Source organism: Paenibacillus hebaui (assembly GCF_051934385.1).
Classification (GTDB): Bacteria; Bacillota; Bacilli; order Paenibacillales; family Paenibacillaceae; genus Paenibacillus.
Genome location: NZ_CP196836.1, coordinates 522,017 through 539,768 on the forward strand (window position 1 = coordinate 522,017; position 17,752 = coordinate 539,768).

The 17,752-nt window shown below is 50.8% G+C and carries 14 protein-coding genes; 10 read left to right on the forward strand and 4 right to left on the reverse strand.

Annotated elements, in window-relative coordinates; translation table 11 throughout:
- Nucleotides 1–125: 125 nt before the first annotated feature.
- The 6 genes from ACR32F_RS02410 (at nucleotide 126) to ACR32F_RS02435 (ending at nucleotide 7,228) form a co-directional block, all read left to right on the forward strand.
- Entirely contained in the window at nucleotides 126–1,181 is a 1,056-nt protein-coding gene (locus ACR32F_RS02410) for a lactonase family protein (protein WP_440115802.1), read from the forward strand.
- Nucleotides 1,182–1,574: 393 nt separating this feature from the next.
- Nucleotides 1,575–3,320 carry a rhamnogalacturonan lyase gene (locus ACR32F_RS02415; protein ID WP_440119655.1) on the forward strand — a complete coding sequence of 582 codons (1,746 nt, stop codon included), beginning with the start codon at nucleotides 1,575–1,577 and terminating at the stop codon, nucleotides 3,318–3,320.
- Nucleotides 3,321–3,764: 444 nt separating this feature from the next.
- Nucleotides 3,765–4,844 (forward strand): sulfate ABC transporter substrate-binding protein, encoded by a 1,080-nt coding sequence (locus ACR32F_RS02420; RefSeq protein WP_440115804.1) that lies wholly within the window; start codon nucleotides 3,765–3,767, stop codon nucleotides 4,842–4,844.
- Nucleotides 4,845–4,926: 82 nt separating this feature from the next.
- Entirely contained in the window at nucleotides 4,927–5,763 is an 837-nt protein-coding gene (gene cysT, locus ACR32F_RS02425; protein ID WP_440115806.1) for a sulfate ABC transporter permease subunit CysT, read from the forward strand.
- Between the two features lie 126 nt (nucleotides 5,764–5,889).
- Nucleotides 5,890–6,765, forward strand: a complete 876-nt coding sequence (cysW, locus tag ACR32F_RS02430; RefSeq protein ID WP_440115808.1) for a sulfate ABC transporter permease subunit CysW — start codon at nucleotides 5,890–5,892, stop codon at nucleotides 6,763–6,765.
- A gap of 223 nt (nucleotides 6,766–6,988) precedes the next feature.
- Complete coding sequence (locus ACR32F_RS02435) at nucleotides 6,989–7,228, forward strand: YezD family protein (protein WP_440115810.1); 240 nt, start codon at nucleotides 6,989–6,991, stop codon at nucleotides 7,226–7,228.
- A gap of 223 nt (nucleotides 7,229–7,451) precedes the next feature.
- Here the strand turns inward: ACR32F_RS02435 and ACR32F_RS02440 are convergent, their stop codons facing one another.
- Nucleotides 7,452–8,351: a hypothetical protein gene (locus tag ACR32F_RS02440; protein WP_440115812.1), complete on the reverse strand. Its 900-nt coding sequence runs from the start codon at nucleotides 8,349–8,351 to the stop codon at nucleotides 7,452–7,454.
- Nucleotides 8,352–8,793: 442 nt separating this feature from the next.
- On the opposite strand from ACR32F_RS02440, the gene ACR32F_RS02445 reads away from it, so the two are divergent.
- From ACR32F_RS02445 to ACR32F_RS02460, 4 genes are all read left to right on the forward strand, one after another.
- Nucleotides 8,794–9,612, forward strand: a complete 819-nt coding sequence (locus ACR32F_RS02445) for an imm11 family protein (RefSeq protein WP_440115814.1) — start codon at nucleotides 8,794–8,796, stop codon at nucleotides 9,610–9,612.
- 28 nt (nucleotides 9,613–9,640) lie between these two features.
- Entirely contained in the window at nucleotides 9,641–10,069 is a 429-nt protein-coding gene (locus tag ACR32F_RS02450; protein WP_440115816.1) for a GNAT family N-acetyltransferase, read from the forward strand.
- A 156-nt stretch (nucleotides 10,070–10,225) separates the two neighbouring features.
- The gene (locus ACR32F_RS02455) at nucleotides 10,226–10,858 is read left to right on the forward strand and encodes an NAD(P)-dependent oxidoreductase (RefSeq protein ID WP_440115818.1); all 633 of its coding nucleotides are present in this window, start codon (nucleotides 10,226–10,228) and stop codon (nucleotides 10,856–10,858) included.
- 138 nt (nucleotides 10,859–10,996) lie between these two features.
- Nucleotides 10,997–12,664, forward strand: coding sequence for an NAD(P)H-hydrate dehydratase (locus ACR32F_RS02460; protein ID WP_440115820.1), 1,668 nt, complete (start codon nucleotides 10,997–10,999; stop codon nucleotides 12,662–12,664).
- A 244-nt stretch (nucleotides 12,665–12,908) separates the two neighbouring features.
- Here ACR32F_RS02460 and ACR32F_RS02465 read toward each other — a convergent pair whose 3' ends face one another.
- From ACR32F_RS02465 to ACR32F_RS02475, 3 genes are all read right to left on the reverse strand, one after another.
- On the reverse strand, nucleotides 12,909–14,561 hold the full coding sequence (locus ACR32F_RS02465) for a methyl-accepting chemotaxis protein (protein ID WP_440115822.1): 1,653 nt from the start codon (nucleotides 14,559–14,561) through the stop codon (nucleotides 12,909–12,911).
- Between the two features lie 26 nt (nucleotides 14,562–14,587).
- Nucleotides 14,588–15,595 (reverse strand): BMP family lipoprotein, encoded by a 1,008-nt coding sequence (locus tag ACR32F_RS02470; RefSeq protein ID WP_440115824.1) that lies wholly within the window; start codon nucleotides 15,593–15,595, stop codon nucleotides 14,588–14,590.
- 438 nt (nucleotides 15,596–16,033) lie between these two features.
- Entirely contained in the window at nucleotides 16,034–17,644 is a 1,611-nt protein-coding gene (locus ACR32F_RS02475; RefSeq protein WP_440115826.1) for a gamma-glutamyltransferase family protein, read from the reverse strand.
- Nucleotides 17,645–17,752: the final 108 nt, after the last annotated feature.

Below are 17,752 nucleotides of genomic sequence, written 5' to 3' on the forward strand. Positions count from 1 at the left end.
GGGCTAGATCGGATTCAGAAGTTCGGGTTATGCGATGTGAAGCAGAAGCCCGTGAATTGGGTAAATACATAACAATGATAAGAATGATATCAAAGAATTTCAATGGAGAAGGAGAGAGTAGAGATATGGAACCGACAGTAACCAATGAGTCTTTTTTCTATACAGGTACGTATGCTTCAGCGGATCAACCGGGTGTTTATCTGTGTGTATTGAATGCGGATACAGGCGAGATGCGTATTGTTAATCATACGGACGGTGTGGACAACCCATCTTATCTGGCTTTATGCCCCGGTGAAAACCATCTATATGTGGCGAGTGAGAAGGATGAGGGAGAGCTGCTGGTCTATCGCAGAGATGCGGCAACGAGTGAGCTGCACTTGATGGATCGAAAGTCAACCAAGGGCGCTTCGCCTTGTTATGTGTCTGTTACAAAGGACGGCAAATGGGTGCTCGCATCCAACTATAGCAGCGGCAGTGTCAACGTATTTCCTGTAGGAGATCAGGGGACGCTCGGAGAGATGAGCGCGCTGGTTGAACACACGGGAAGAGGGTTGAACGATGATCGGCAGGAAGGGCCACACGCACACTCCATTCAGCCAGATCCGTCCGGACAATATGCCGTTGTATGTGATCTTGGTCTGGATCAGATTATTGTATACCGTATGGAGGAAGGTCGTCTGGTTACACATCGGGAGACAGATCTGCCTCCAGGCTCTGGCCCAAGACATTTGGTGTTTCACCCGAACTCGAAATGGGCTTATGTGATCAATGAATTGAACAACACCGTTACGACATTCACATATGATGAGCGCAGAGGAGAGTTTAATACATTGCAGCATAGTTCCACACTTCCAGAAGGACATACCGGAGAAGGGACGGCGGCAGATATTCGCGTATCCCCTTGCGGACGTTTCTTATACGCATCCAACCGTGGCGATGACAGTATTGTTCTGTATCACATCGATCAGGAATCCGGTGAACTGGAAGCGGTAGAGTGGACATCGACGATGGGTCAAACACCGCGCAACTTCAATCTGCTGCCAGGTGGTATTCTGCTGGTGGCGAATCAGGACAGCAACAACCTCGTTGCTTTTCAGATCAATGGAGAGGACGGACGTCTGACGCATAATGGATTCAAATTGGAGATGTCTCGCCCGGTGTGCATTGCTCCAGTATTGTAAGAAACTTGGTATATGTAGTACGAACAGTTGTGATGGCATGTGTAACTATGTGCTGTCACAACTTTTTTATTGTCAGGTATGTTTAATGCACAAGAAGAACACGACTTAACTAATCAGATGTAAAGATTTATAAGAAGATTACTAATTTAGACCTATAGATGGAATATAATGTTTAATTTAAAATGGATATATTAAAGCGCTTACATAAAAGATGGCGCTACAAGGGCATCGGGCTTACCAATTCAATTGGGGAGGCAATGGTTTATGGGAAATCGATCATTGTGGAAGCGTACATGGCGGACAGCCGGAGTATCGCTGCTAAGCGCCGCGTTGTTGGTTACTTCGCTTGGCTTGGGTAACACGCCGGTAACACACGCAGCGGGTGCAAGGCAGATGGAATTTCTGGACCGCGGTGTGGTAGCTGTGAAGACCGGGACAGGAGTGTTTGTCAGTTGGCGGCTCTTGGGTACGGAAGGTTCGAATGTATCGTTTAATGTCTATCGGGATGGAACTAAGGTGAACGCTTCACCTATAACCAACAGCACCAACCTTCAGGATGCAAGCGGGACAAGCAGTTCCAAATACACGGTTCGCGCTGTAGTCAGTGGAACGGAGCAGACCGCTTCCGCAGCAACGAGCGTATGGGGTAACAACTATCTGTCTGTGCCGCTGAGTGTACCCGCGGGCGGTACAACGCCGGATGGTGTCGCTTATACGTACAGTGCCAATGATGCCAGCGCAGGGGATCTGGATGGTGACGGGCAGTATGAACTGATCGTGAAGTGGGACCCCTCCAACTCCAAAGATAACTCTCAAAGCGGTTATACCGGGGAAGTGTTCATCGATGCCTACAAATTAAACGGAACACGCCTGTGGCGGATTAGTCTGGGCAAAAATATTCGCGCGGGTGCTCACTACACCCAGTTCATGGTGTACGATCTCGACGGTGACGGCAAAGCCGAGGTGGCGATGAAAACAGCCGATGGCACACGGGATGGCACGGGCGTAGTCATTGGTGATGCAAGCAAGGATTACCGCAATTCCAGCGGCTATGTATTGTCTGGACCGGAATTCCTGACGGTTTTCAATGGGCAGAACGGCAAGGCGCTCTCTACGGTGAACTATGAACCGGCGCGTGGCAATGTATCGGATTGGGGAGACAACTATGGCAACCGAGTGGATCGTTTCCTTGCAGCCATTGCTTATCTGGATGGGGAACGCCCAAGTCTGGTCATGGCACGTGGGTACTATACGCGTACCGTGTTGGTGGCTTATAACTGGCGGAATGGACAGTTGACTAAACAATGGACTTTTGATTCGAATACATCCGGCAATTCGGGTTATGCTGGGCAGGGTAATCATAATCTGAGCGTGGCAGATGTAGATGGAGATGGCAAAGATGAGATCATCTATGGTGCCATGGCGGTGGATGACAACGGAAATGGTTTATACACGACAAGGCTGAACCATGGCGATGCGATGCATCTGAGTGATCTGGACCCGGACCGCGCCGGGCTTGAGGTATTCCAGGTCCATGAGACACCTTCCAATGCCGGGGTGGAGTTCCGCGATGCGCGTACAGGACAGTTAATCTGGGGAGTTAAAACAACGAAGGATATCGGACGCGGCATGGCAGCGGATATCGATCCACGATATAAAGGCGCTGAAGTGTGGGCAGACGGCAGTCTGTATACAGCCAAAGGACAGAAACTCGGGACAACCCTGCCTTCCTCTACGAATTTTGGCATCTGGTGGGATGGGGATCTTCTGCGAGAATTATTGGATAGCAACCGGATCGATAAGTGGGATTATGCCAACAGCACAACTGTGAACCTGCTCACCGCATCCGGCGTTTCTTCCAATAACGGAACGAAGTCCACACCGAATCTGCAGGCCGACCTGTTCGGGGACTGGAGAGAGGAAGTGGTATGGCGGACAAATGACAGTTCGGCGTTGCGGATCTATACCACAACAGCGGTTACGGACAAACGCATATACACGCTGATGCATGATCCGGTGTACCGTCTTGGTATCGCTTGGCAAAATGTAGCCTACAATCAACCGCCGCACACCGGATTTTATCTGGGAGAAGGCATGAACACACCTCCGGTACCGAATATCCGGTATGCGGGCAGATAAAGGAAACGGATAAGGGGATGGGTAAGGGACTACAATCCCATCCAATTCATCTTTCAGATACACAGTGAATGTTGGATTCGCTGAAGAGGAACAACGGACGTTCGTTCGGTTGTTCCTATTTTTTTGACTATGATAAAGAAACTCGGTAAAAATCGGAAAAAACGTTTGACAGGTATATGTGCTGCCTTTATTATACGTATATAACTTACTAAACAGGTAGGAATAATAAATTAAACTAAACAGAATAACGTTCTCACCGTATAGACGGAGGAACACCGCAGCGCATCGTTTTTGAATGAAGCATACACGGCCTTGGGTCGGCATGACTTTATGAGGGAGGAGTGCGCGGGGGTTCCTCCGTCTTTTTGTTTTTTTTTCGGTGCGTTCCATGCTGTTCAGCCTGTTAAGGTAGTCATGCAGATCCATTCGGGGGGAGTGTTATCTATGAAAAAGAGAATTCATAAAGGTATTCTGGTTGGTCTGGCACTGGTGTTAACAGGGGTATTGGTAGCATGCGGCTCGGAAAACGGCGGGCCCAGTGCAGCAGGAACATCGGGGGGAGCGGAAGGTGGTACGGAAGGGGCCAAGGCCATCGAGCTGCTGAATGTTTCCTATGATCCAACGCGGGAACTCTACGAGCAATATAACAAAGCGTTTGCGGCGCATTGGCTGAAAGACAAAGGCCAGGAAGTGACAATCAAGCAGTCTCACGGCGGTTCAGGCAAGCAAAGTCGCTCCGTCATAGATGGTTTGGATGCGGATGTTGTTACGCTGGCATTGGGATATGATATCGATGCAATAGAAGATAAAGGTCTGATCAATACGGGGTGGCAGGGCAAATACGAGCATAACAGCTCCCCATACACATCTACGATTGTATTTTTGGTACGCAAAGGCAATCCGAAAGGCATCAAGGACTGGGATGATCTCATCAAAGGGGACACCCAGGTGATTACACCGAATCCGAAAACGTCCGGCGGTGCGCGTTGGAACTATCTGGCGGCATGGGGATATGCGCTCAAACATAACAACAATGATGAAGAGAAGGCGAAAGCGTTCGTTGGAGAATTGTTCAAACATGCGCCTGTATTGGACTCGGGTGCTCGCGGATCTACCACAACGTTTGTAGAGCGTGGTATCGGTGATGTACTGCTTGCCTGGGAGAATGAAGCTTTCTTATCGGTAAAAGAGCTGGGGCCAGACCAATTCGATATTGTTGTGCCTTCGATCAGTATCCTGGCTGAACCACCTGTAGCGATCGTAGATAAAAATGCAGACAAAAAAGGTAGTCGTGAAGTGGCGGACGCTTACCTAAAATACTTGTACAGTGAAGAGGGACAGACGATTGCGGCTGAAAATTATTACCGTCCAACACTGGACAGCGTGAAGGAAAAGTTCAAGGATCAGTTTCCTGAGCTTGAGCTGTTCACATTGAACGATGTATTTGGGACATGGCGGGATACCCAGGCCAAACATTTCAATGATGGCGGTATCTTCGACCAGATCTATGTTCCAGGCAGCTAATGGTTTGGATGGGGAGAGCATCGTGTGAACAGGTAAGCGGCCAACCAGCCTTACCGGCTGAAGGCAGAGAGGATGAACGTGCATGAGCAAGGTGATGGTGGCCCGGAGTCGTACACTGCCGGGATTCGGATTAACGATGGGTTACAGTGTGCTCTACCTGAGCCTGGTTGTACTTATTCCACTGACTGCACTGTTGTTTAACTCTACAGGACTGACATGGGCAACCATGATTGAGGTTGCGACCAATCCGAGGGTGCTGGCTTCCTTCCGGGTCAGCTTTCTGACCGCAGGTGCAGCGGCCCTGATTGATCTGGTGCTCGGGCTACTTTTGGCATGGGTGCTGGTCCGGTATGAGTTCCCTGGCAAAAGGTTGTTTGATGCGGTCATTGATCTGCCTTTTGCCTTACCGACTGCGGTGGCCGGGGTTGCCCTTACTGCGATATATGCCGGAAATGGTTGGATTGGGCAGTTTGTAGAGCCTTTGGGCATCAAGCTGGCTTATTCCCAGGCTGGCATTACCCTCGCGCTGATGTTTATCGGCATTCCGTTTGTGGTGCGTACGGTACAGCCGGTGCTGGAGGAACTGGAGGCTGAGGTGGAAGAAGCCGCAGCCACGCTGGGCGCAGGAAGATGGCGGATATTCCGTACGATTCTGCTGCCGGATCTGATTCCACCCCTGCTGACCGGGTTCGCTCTGGCTTTTGCCCGGGGCATCGGTGAATATGGCTCCGTTGTATTTATCTCAGGCAATATGCCGATGAAAACGGAGATTGCGCCCTTACTGATCATGGCCAAGCTGGAGCAGTTCGATTATGCGGGTGCTACAGCTGTAGCTTTGCTGCTGCTTCTGGTCTCTTTCATCCTACTTCTGATCATTAATTCCTTGCAACGCTGGAGCCGAAAGGCGGGCAGAGCATGATCATGGAGCATTTCGCACCGCTTGCAGCTCTCAGCGGGCGGTGCCCCGCTGCATGTCAACGGTGGTTAGCCACATGATGGATTAAGGGTGCGACGTCAATTACCCAAACCGAAGGAGGTGCAGTGTATGGCGGGTTCCATTCCACTGAGCCCTGTTCCACCCGTACGAACCGGCCCCGGATCTAACCGTGCAACGTCGGAAGCTCCATGGGTCAAATGGCTGTTGATTGGATTGGCAAGCCTGGTGTTATTGTGGCTGCTTATTTTACCGTTGGTGATTGTGCTCATGGAGGCGCTGAAGCAGGGCTGGGGTGTCTATATTGCGGCCCTGACTGAGCCGGACGCCATGTCTGCACTGAAGCTCACATTATTGGTTGCGGCGATAACGGTACCGCTTAATACGATATTTGGTGTGGCAGCTGCATGGGTTATTACCAAGTTCCAGTTCAAGGGCAAGGGATTAATGATCACACTGATTGATCTTCCCTTTTCGATCTCGCCTGTGGTGGGCGGGTTGATCTTTGTATTGGTCTTTGGTTCGAACGGGTGGTTTGGGCCATGTCTGGCAGAGCATGAGTTCAAAATCATTTTTGCGCTACCAGGCATTGTGATTGCAACGTTGTTTATTACTTTCCCCTTTGTGGCGAGGGAACTCATTCCACTGATGGAGGATCAGGGAACCCGGGAAGAAGAAGCGGCCGTTACGCTGGGTGCTTCCGGATGGAGAATCTTCTGGGATGTAACACTGCCCAACATCAAGTGGGGACTGCTGTACGGTATTATTCTGTGTAATGCCCGTGCTATGGGTGAGTTCGGAGCGGTATCTGTGGTGTCGGGTCATATCCGTGGGGAGACGAATACGCTGCCACTGCATGTCGAGATTTTGTATAACGAATATCAATTCTCAGCTTCGTTTGCCGTAGCTTCGCTGTTACTCATATTGGCTCTCGCCACGTTGCTGCTTAAGAGCTGGCTTGGACACAAAGCCATTTCTGAAACGTGATGCGAGGCTTCAAAGTCCGTGCTCAATATAGGGTATCGGTGATGGTTTGGAATAAAGATGGGTGATGTCTCATAAACATAAAAATTCGGATTGACAGCTACTGGAAGCCCTGATAATGTATAAACCAAGTATATAGGTTGGATAAGAATGATTTATAAATCGGTTGGATGACAGCGCATCTAGGATTATAGCGGGCAGCAGCCCGAGAAGAGGAGGCGGCTCTATGGCTAAGCCGTTAAAAGTGGATGAGGTATGGATGGACCGAATTGCCGGACAGCTGAATGACATGGAGTTTGGCTCACTGCACATCGTAGTACACGAAGGTCAGATTGTGCAGATGGAGCGTACGGAACGCAAGCGCTTTGAAAATACGCCCTCAGGCAGCGCCTCCAAATCCGGCAGCACTGCACGAAGCAGTTCAGCTCGCTCATTGCGCGGATCGAATGCGAGTGTGAAGGGATAGAATCAGGAAACCAATATCAGTCTGTATTGCGCTTGTCACACAGGGCATAGATAGAATCATAAGGTTGGCATGATGAACAATTCGTAAATTACAGATACAGAGAGAAGCCGGCACAGGATGCCGGCTTCTTTTTGATGCATGACGTGAAAGCTGTAGCATGACGTAAAACAACAACCTACGGCATACAACTGTGGTCAGAAGATTCACTTTTCTGATTATGCTCCTATCTGCGAGGTGTATGGTGGTTTAGTCCCGCGTCAGTTTGTTCCTCCACATGCGTATCGCTTCTACGGTTCATGTCCTCGTCCGCTTCGGTATGCCCTGCGTACGGGCGATCACTGCGAGAACGGGTTCCGGTAAGTCCAAAACCCGAGGTGAATAAAATCAGCTGTAATCCAAGGGCATAGGGAGCAGTCACGAGTCCAACCAGATGAAGCAAGGAGCATAGCGCAATCAGCAAGGAGAGCGTTTTGGTTATCGTCGCACCCGGGTTACTCTGACGTGGACTGGCCCAGAGAAGATAAGCATAGAGTATGGTGATCATCAGTGAAACCATGCGAATCCACGGTAAGACGCTCTGCCATGAATCCACAGACACGTCCAAGATACGCTGACGGAACACCAAGTCTGCCGCCAGAACCCCTGTGGCAACCAGCGCTGCTGGTTCGGCTAAAGGTCGAAGGACAGTCCAGACCGCTTTGCCCCAGTGATCCGCATGAGAGTCACGGCTGAGTTCATCCGATAACGCTGTACACTCTCGTTCCAGTGCTTTGTGCATCAGCCCGAGCCTGGCAGGATCATGTTCCTTGATACATTCACGGATCTGGTCCTGTAGCTGGGGGGAGAGGCAAGATGCAGCCTTGCAGGCTAACATTGCAGTTAACAGATCATTATGTTCATGTTCCGTCCGTTCGTATTTCCGATTTTCCTGGATGGTGAGTTGTCCCAAGAGGGCTGTACTTATGTATAATGTATCTCGTATCCTTCGCATTCGCCTGTCACGGCTACGGCGAACTTCAGTGGCAGACCATATGTATATCCCCAGAAGCAGAGCCATGATCCCAAACAGCACAGCCACAGCACCTGAGCGCGATGTTAGATCTTCAATCCAACGTTGAAACACACTTCATCCTCCTTTGCATCAACTTAACGTATCATGAAACACGCTTTACGTAAGCTATCTCTCACTATTACACAGGAAGTAGATGAATTCAAGCAGAAAGGGGTACAAAGTCCAGAACAACAGGTAATCATAGATATTGCATCAAAAATTGGTGGATGGATATCAGAAGATGAGTTATTAGTTAGTGACCAAGTTAAGATTAAAGAGAGGGTATCTCACTAAATATATATAACCGATAGTTTTAAAAAGTTAGTTGAACAACAGCTTATATTCCCCCGTGTTAATGTTGAGATCTTGGCATAAGGCTACGAGATCAGAAATTTAATTCTATTTGTCCAAAAGGACGAAGCCAAAGTAATTGGAGTAAATGAGTTTCTACGTTAAGAATATTAGAAGGAAGACTAGAATTGACTAATCTGGATTAACTAGCGAGGGTGGGGAAATGAAAGTATATAAGTTTCAACATGATGTAAAAGCTAAGGTACTAGCAGGAGTGGAAGATGATCATCACCCAATTAATAGTGATTTCCACGGTCAATCCAAAATAAAAGGATGGACAACAATAAGTTTAGAAACCCTTTATAAAAAATCATACAAGGATTTTCCGAAATACCATATCGGTAAACCTGTGGTCTCAAAAAGAGTTAAAGAGATGATGGAGAAAGAGAGTTTATTAACGAGCGAAGTAGAATTTTTGCCAATAACGAATGATAATATGGAATTGTTCATACTAAATGTTACTAATATATTGGACTGTGTTGATTATAACCGTTCCGGTATAGATCGATTCAAAGACGGATCTTGGTTTCGTTTTAACAAGCTTGTATTCGATCCTGCCAAAATACCGGATGGGACGTGTATGTTCAAGATTAATGAAACTCCTGGTGTGCAGGTCTTTATTACGGATAAATTCAAAGAGTGGATTGAGGAGCATAAGTTCAAAGGGCTTAACTTTTCCGTGATATATGATTCTGATTTTACAGAGGAAATGGAAGCAGAACAGCAGCATTTATATGATGCAGCTCTTGAAGAGATTGAACGAAATAAGGGAGAAGAGTATTCCTATGATGATGCCCGTGAACTTGTAGATCAGGGAGAAACCATGGCCAGCGGCCCATGGAAGATGCAATTGGATGATCAGGGACGGCTATGGCACGGTCAGTTGCTTAAAGATCTGTCTTATCAATGGTTAAGACCTATATATATCCCCCCTGTGCTTCTGTTAAAGTTTTGGCATAAGGTTAACAGATTAAAAGAATAATTTAGTTTAATGGAGAGGGGATTATTTCATGGATCATGTGAATATTGAACACACACTACCCGCAGCAGTGGAGTATCTAGCCCTGCGGCAGATTGCCGGCCTTAGTCCGATGAGCAGGGAAGGGGCGGAGATTGGACTACCGAACAGTCTGTTTGCCGTATGTCTGCGTGAAGAGGATGTGCTGGTAGGTATGGGGCGAGTTATAGGGGATGGCGGTTGTTTCTTTCAGGTCGTCGATATTGCTGTACACCCGGATGTTCAGGGGATCGGTTATGGCAAACTAATCATGGGTGAAATTATGAATTATCTGCGTGAAGCTGTGCCTGCTCGTAGTTTGGTCAGTCTGCTCGCGGATGTTCCGGCTGATCGCCTGTATGCTCAATTTGGATTTGAATATACCAGCCCGAAATCGGAGGGCATGTGGTGGAGGCAGGGAAAAGACGGACCGAATGCATAACGTACAGAGTTACAAGGCATGGTTTACAAGTGTGAACAGACGGTTTAAGATGGCGTGAGCCGTTTAAGGTTATATTAAAGGGATTAAGTATTACAATAACGGTACGTTTGTTTGCATTGGAGTAATGGACGAATATAAAGGAAAGAGGGATTTGATATGAAAGTTGCTATTTTTGGAGCAACCGGAGCCATTGGCAAGACGATATTGTGGGAGTTGATGGATCGTGGGCATGAAGTAACAGCGGTGGTGCGTGACCCGTCGAAGATTGAGATGGTGCATGAACGCTTGCGTGTGGAACAGGGAGATCTGCTTAACCCGGATCAGGTGGCTGATTTTGCAGCAGGCCAGGAAGCAGTTGTGAGTGCGTATGGACCGAAGTTCGGTGCAGAAGAAGAAATGCTGGAAGTGACACGCTCATTAATTGAGGGTGTGCGTCGTGCAAAAGCAGGACGTCTGGTCGTGGTTGGCGGAGCGGGAAGCTTGCTGACTGATTCCGGTGAGATGCTGATGGACACGCCAGGGTTCCCGGAAGAAGTCAAGCCACTGGCGAAGGCTCATGCAGACGCGTATGAGCTGATTGCAGCATCGGATATTCATTGGACCTACATGAGCCCTGCAGCTACGATTACAACCGGAAGACGGACAGGCCTGTTCCGGGTTGGCATGAGTCGTGTAATCACTGATGATCTTGGGGAGAGTTCGGTTTCTGTTGGTGATTTTGCAGCGGCTTTAGTGGATGAACTGGATGATCCGCAGTTTATTCAATCCCGGTTTACAGTGGGTTATTAAGACTCGTCAGGCAAGAAGCAAGGCAACACAGGCAGAGGATAACAGGTTCGGAAGAGATCGCAATCTGGCTGCGAAGTAAAAGAAGTAGGTAAACTATACGACTGGCGAATGGTGGATGTCACCGGGGAGGGATGAACGTTGTTTATCGTAACCGCTGAACAGATGAGAGCTGTAGACGAGCATACTATTCACAAGCTGGGCATTCCTGCGGCCAGTCTGATGGAGAATGCAGGCAGAGTGATTGCTGAGGAAGTCATTCGGCTGTGCCGGGAAGTTGGAATGAGGGACAGAGTGGAACAACCGAGGCGTTGGGAAAATGGTGCTGATTCCCGGGCGCACACCGGGCCCGGGGATTGGCCTGAACGGGGTGGCTCCATCACCGCCGATCCGGCGCTGGTGATGGAGCAGCCCAGCAATCAGCAGTGGTACATGCTGATCGGTAAGGGCAATAATGGCGGCGACGGGCTGGTTGCGGCGCGTCATCTGCTTGAAGCGGGGCTTGGCGTGACATTGGTTTACGCCGATGCCCCTGAGTCACTGCAGGGCGAAGCCGCAGTGCAGCGGGATGCCGCCGCGAAGCTCGGCATCCCTGCTCTTGTCCACGGACGCGAAGCCGTGGACTTCAGCCGGTGCACAGGCATCGTGGATGCGCTGCTGGGCACCGGCTCGCGGGGAGCGCCGCGGGGAGCTTACGCGGCGCTGATTGAGGCGGCGAACGACAGCGGCAAGCCGGTCGTGTCCGCCGATGTGCCGAGTGGGCTGGATGCCGACACCGGGGAGATATACACGTCCTGCATTCAGGCCCGGGTGACCGTATGCCTCGCGCTGCTCAAGCGCGGGCTTGTGCAGTACCCGGGGGCTTCCGCCGCGGGGCGCATTGTGGTGCGAGCCATCGGCATTCCCACGCGGCTTGCGCCAGAGCATGGCCCCTCTGTCCGTCTGCTGACGGAAGAGGTGCTGCGCAGTGCGCTGCGCGTGGACACGAGCCGCCTCCGGGCACCGGACGGCCATAAAGGCACCTACGGCCACGTATTGTTGGCCGCAGGCAGTCTGCCGATGAGCGGCGCAGGCTTGCTCTCGGCCAAGGCCGCGCTGCGCGCAGGCTGCGGGCTCGCCACATGGGCGCTGCCCGCGGCACTGCTGCCGCATGTCATCGGCAGCGTGCCCGAGCTCATGCTCGCTGCCGCCGATGGCGACAGCGGCGAATGGAACGCGGCTTCCGCAGACGCCGTGCTGCGTCTCGCGGAGAGCCGCGACGTGCTCGCGACCGGCCCGGGCCTCGGCCGCTTCAAGGGCGACACAGACTGGCTGCGCCGTCTGTGGCAACACACGGATCGCCCGCTTGTCATCGACGCGGACGCCCTCAACATGCTCGCAGACGTCGGCCCACATGGGCCCCGCGACTGGGGCCAGCGAAGTGCGGCGACCATCCTCACGCCGCACCCCGGGGAGATGGGCCGACTGCTGGGCATGTCGACCCCGGAAGTGCAGCGTGACCGCATTGGACACGCTGCCAGGTACGCCCGCGAGCAGGGCGTGACCCTTGTGCTCAAGGGAGCACGAACGGTCATCGCAACGCCTTCCGGCGAGGCGTACATCAACACCACGGGGCACGCCGGCATGGCGACTGGCGGTGCCGGAGACGTATTGACCGGCATCATCGCCGGTCTGCTCGCCCAAGGGCTCAGCGCGGAGCAAGCCGCCGCGTTCGGCGTATATCTCCATGGACAAGCTGCCGAGCGAGCCGCGTTGCTGCGCGGAGACCCAGCTTCACTACTGGCAGGGGATATCATCGACGTGCTGTGATCTGACGACAGAGTAGCCTTCTTTGTTTGCTTAGTTCTGCACCTGTTCATCTGTATGCGCATCAAACGGCACATCATACTTCACCGAACAACAAGCACAAGACCTGCGTTTCTCCCAACCGGGGGAAACGAGGTCTTGTGCTTGTTGTTGTTTTATTTTTTTCTATCGGTATAAAAACGTCCGATGTTCTGATCCCTGAATGAAGACTGTGACGACGAACGCAAACGGGAGGTATAGGGTCCAGCTACAGACGGAAGCGCTGAAGCTCCTCATGCATTTCCGTACTGATGTCTCGTAAAGACTTGACCTTAATACTTGCTTCTGCAAAGGAACGTTGTTGTTCCGCTGTGGAAGCTGTAATCTCTTCACTGCTGGCGGCCGACTGCTCGGTAATGGCACTTATATTTTCGATGGCCTGCTGTACCTGTGCACTAAGTTCGCTCGATTGCTGCATATCATCTGCAAGCTGGTGGATGCCTGTGCTAATCCGCTCCACACTCTCGCGAATGGCAGAGAAAGATTCACGGGTTTGCCCGGTGGCTTGCTCCTGTTCGCCAAAGAGCTGTTTGCTCTGTGCCACAGAGTTCTTCACCTTATCCATGGAAGCTGCAATCTCACCAACAGCTGCGTAGATATGCTTTACGGATTGCGCGGACTGTTCAGCGAGCTTGTTCACCTCACCCGCAACAACAGCGAAGCCACGTCCGGCTTCTCCCGCACGAGCAGCCTCAATGGAGGCATTTAACGACAGAAGGGTCGTCTGTTTGGCAATCTCCGACACATATCCTGTCATCGTTGTAATTCTTGCTGCACTTTCTTCCAGTTCCAGTACCGTTTGTTCCACTTCAGACATCGCCATACGATTCACTTCCGCCAGGCGAAGTTGTTCCTGTACGGCTTTGTTTCCTTCTTCAACCGTACTCAACACTGCGCTGCCATCGATTGCCGATTGGGAGGTTGCCTGAAGATTATTATTGAAGGTGAGCTGCATCTTGTCCACGACCATCACTGTTTCGCTCAGATCCTCAGCGATTTTCTGACTGCCGATGGATAGCTCCTCGGTGGTGCGGGACACTTGCTGTACAATGGCTTGCATCGTATCGTTGCCGCGATCAATATCCTGTGCCATGACATCGACACGATTTCCTGCCGCGCCAATGGATTGAATGATCGTTCGTATGTTGTCCGTCATGATGCGGAATGAACGATTCAGATCATCCAGCTCATCTTTTCCCCGGGTATCCGGAAGCTGCTGGGTTAGATCACCATCTGCGATTTTTCCTGCGGCTTCTTTCAGCGTGCGAATACGCCGTGCGATCTGACGTGAAGTATACGTATTGAACAACATAACGGCGACGAGCAATACGATTGCTCCACCCAGAGCGACTTGCCACGTCTGCTGGATGTTACGCTCCAGATCGACCGTATATTGATCATACCGATCTCGGGTGATCTCATCCAACGTATAGATATCATTCTGTATGCCTCGAACCCGTGTGCTATATCGTTTTGCTTCTGCACTTTCCATCGCTGTCATGGCTTCGGTGGCTCCCTGATGAAGAGCAGTCAGTTTCGTCTGGATGGCCTGAATGAGCTGAAGCTGCTGATCCGTTTCGAGCAATCCGCCCGTAAGCTCCTGAATCATCGATTGGCCTCCGTCCAGCAAGCGGATTACGGCGTCCTGATTCCCGGCTGTCATGGAGAATGAAAATACATCGAGAGCTTGTTGTGTCTGAATCTGATTGGCATTCAGCTCACTAACCTTGAGCATGGCAGGTACCAGGTTTTGATTCTTGGCATTCATGCCGAGTAATTCCGTAATGATATAAGCTACTAATGCAAGGCATAGAAGTAGTGAGATCAAAGCGTTGAGTATCAATTTCCCCTGTAGTTTCATAAGCGTACCTCCTCGAACCCGATAGTTTATGGATTAAGTGTAATTTTGATTTTGCCGGATGAGATCTGTGTTTTCAGATCCTCGAAGGTTTGCTGTTGTTCATCACTGAGCGTGATGTTATGTAGAGCAGTCAAGCCTACGGAGTTCTCAGCCAGACCTTCGACAATTTCCTTTTGAGGGAACGTATGATTGTTCTTAATGAACGTGTTAACGGCGTTATAGATGGAGACATCCACATTTTTCAGCATGGACGTGAGGATCGCCTTTTCCGCCAAAAAGAATTGATCGGTATCTACACCGATGGCGTATTTTCCTAATTCCTGAATCTCTGTAAGCGCACCAACGCCTGTGAGTCCAGCAGCCACGTAAATAACGTCAGCACCCTGTTTCTGGATCATCTCCACTGCAATCTGTTTCCCCAGATCGGCATTCCCGAAGTCTCCAGCATAGACAACATCAACCTTGGCATCCGGTTTGACGGCCTTGACACCTTGTTCGAAGCCCTGCTCGAAATTGCGAAGGACCGGAATATCTATTCCACCCAAAAATCCTACATGATCTTCCTTTGTGGCAAAACCGGCAATAATGCCTGCAAGATAGCTTCCTTCTTCGGCTCGGAATGAAATAGAAGCAATATTGGACAGCTCGGACTGACTGTCAATCATTAAAAATTGCTGATCGGGATATTTGGTAGCAACCTTCTCCATATCCGATTGGACCACATCGCTCAGACCGATAATCAAGTCGGATTTGGCTTCTACCAATTGCTCAAATGCAGCTTCAGCGGTTAAATCCTTGCTGGGCTCACGGTAGTCAAATATAATGCTCTTCTCGTTTCTGGCCTGAACCAGCCCATCAAAAGCGGCGTCATTGAACGAGCGATCACCCAAGCCAACTTCAGTAAGAACTATACCTACTTTTGTTCTTGTGTCTGTAGCCGTTGTTGTATTATTGGCTGAACAAGCTCCCAGGCTCAGTACCATTAGGATCAGAATCATGGTGAGTCCTGCGCGGATGTACTTGTTTGTTTTCATGTGTTAAACCCTCATTTCTGTAATAGCATTTTGCTGATTGAACTGTTCTCCCGGTTTTGGGGAATTGCGCACACGATGGATGACACGTGCAGTGAGTATTTCATCATATTTATATCGGACAGGGGGAGGCTATATATTATGGCAAATGATGAAAATTTACGAAAAATGATATTAAATTCATGAATTATACATTGCATTTACATTTATTGGTCAAATGAAAGTAGATGCAACTACAATGGGTTGTTTGCAGATGTGAAAAATGAAAAAAAGCAAAGGAGAGATTAGATAAGCCATCTCTTCTTTGCCTTTAGATTAAGTCGGTTGCGTACAAAAATTTCACCTCATGTGTTTTTCCTGCTGTTGGTGTTCATCGCCCGATCAAAATGTATAAAAAACGCTGTGATAACGATACAAAGTGGCTTCCGGGTTTCCTGCGGGTTACCATGCTGCTATGGAGCCATCTGCCCGGCTTTCCGTGCCGCCACACAATACAGCGCTGTTCGAATCGCGCCAGATAATCTGGCCGCGTCCAAACATGGACGGATCAAGCGCTATTTGAATATCATGTCCTTTGCGGGCGAGTGCCTGTGCAATATGCTGAGGAAAGCTCGGCTCCACGAGAATCGTTCTGCCCTTCGTCCACTGCCAGCGCGGAGAATCTAGTGCGGCCTGTGGATTCAGGTGGAAATCAATCGTATTCATGACCACCTGCACATGGCCTTGTGGCTGCATGAAACCGCCCATCACACCGAAGGGCCCAACCGCTTCATCGCCGCGTGTGAGAAAACCGGGAATAATCGTGTGATACGTCCGTTTGCCCGGCTCCAGTGCATTGGCATGATCCGGATCAAGCGAGAAGTTATGCCCCCGGTTTTGCAGGGCAATGCCTGTTCCCGGAACGACCAGCCCGGAGCCAAATCCCATATAATTGCTCTGAATGAAGGAAACCATGTTGCCTTCACCATCTGCTGTAGCGAGGTAGACCGTTCCACTTGCCCGCGGATCGCCTGCTTCAGGTGAGCGTGCAGTATCTCCGATGAGCTTACGTCGTTCTTCTGCATATGCCTCGGATAGAAGTTCCTCCACAGTCACGCCCATCCTGCGTTCCTCGGTAATATATTTCTCACCATCGGCAAACGCCAGCTTCATGGCTTCCAACTGCTGATGGTATGCCTGAACGGATTCTTTCTCGTTAAAATCAAAACCCTTCAGCAGATTAAGCGCCGCCAAGGCAATTAGTCCCTGACCGTTCGGTGGAATTTCCCATACATCATATCCGCGATAGGAGACGGAGATTGGATCAACCCACTCGGGCTGGAATGCTATTAAGTCGTCTTTGGTCAAGTAACCGCCGTGCTCTGCCATAAAAGAATGAATACGCTCCGCAAGTTCACCTTCGTAGAAGTCTCGCGCTCCGCTCTCGCCAATTCGGCGCAGCGTCGCCGCATGATCCGGCGAACGCCACATCTCGCCCACAGCGGGAACACGCCCGCCGGGGGCGAAGGTCTCAAACCATGCCCGCCCGGCTTCCGCATTGCCCTGGCGTGCATACACCTCGGTTGCCCGTGCCCAGTGGCGGGCCAGCCCCGGCGCAAGCGGGTAACCTTCTTCCGCGTAGCGGACAGCCGGTTCCAGTGCTTCCGCCAGCGTGAGCCGCCCGAAACGGCGGCTCAGCTCAGCCCAACCCGCCGGTGCGCCAGGCACCGTCACCGGAACGACCCCCAGCTTCGGCATCTCCGTATGGCCGTCCGCCTTGAGCGCCTCAATGGATATGCCCTGAGGCGCCGGACCGCTGGCATTCAGGCCGTGCAGCTTGCCCTCGGTCCAGATGAGGGCAAAGGCATCGCCTCCAATGCCATTGGACGTTGGCTCCAGAACGGTCAGTGCCGCCGCCGTTGCAATGGCCGCATCCATGGCGTTACCACCTTTTTTTAATATATCCAGCCCTGCTTGAGCAGCCAAAGGCTGTGAAGTAGCGACCATGCCTTGCTTGGCATAAACAGGCACACGGTAAGACGGGTACGGCTGATAGAGTGGATCATAGTTCATCAGGTTGCTCAGCTCCTTGTCACAAGATGTCAGGTTCCGGCTGGCCGGATCGATTTACGGATGTACTCCTAAAATGTACTCCTAACCCTTTTCGGAACAAGACCGTCG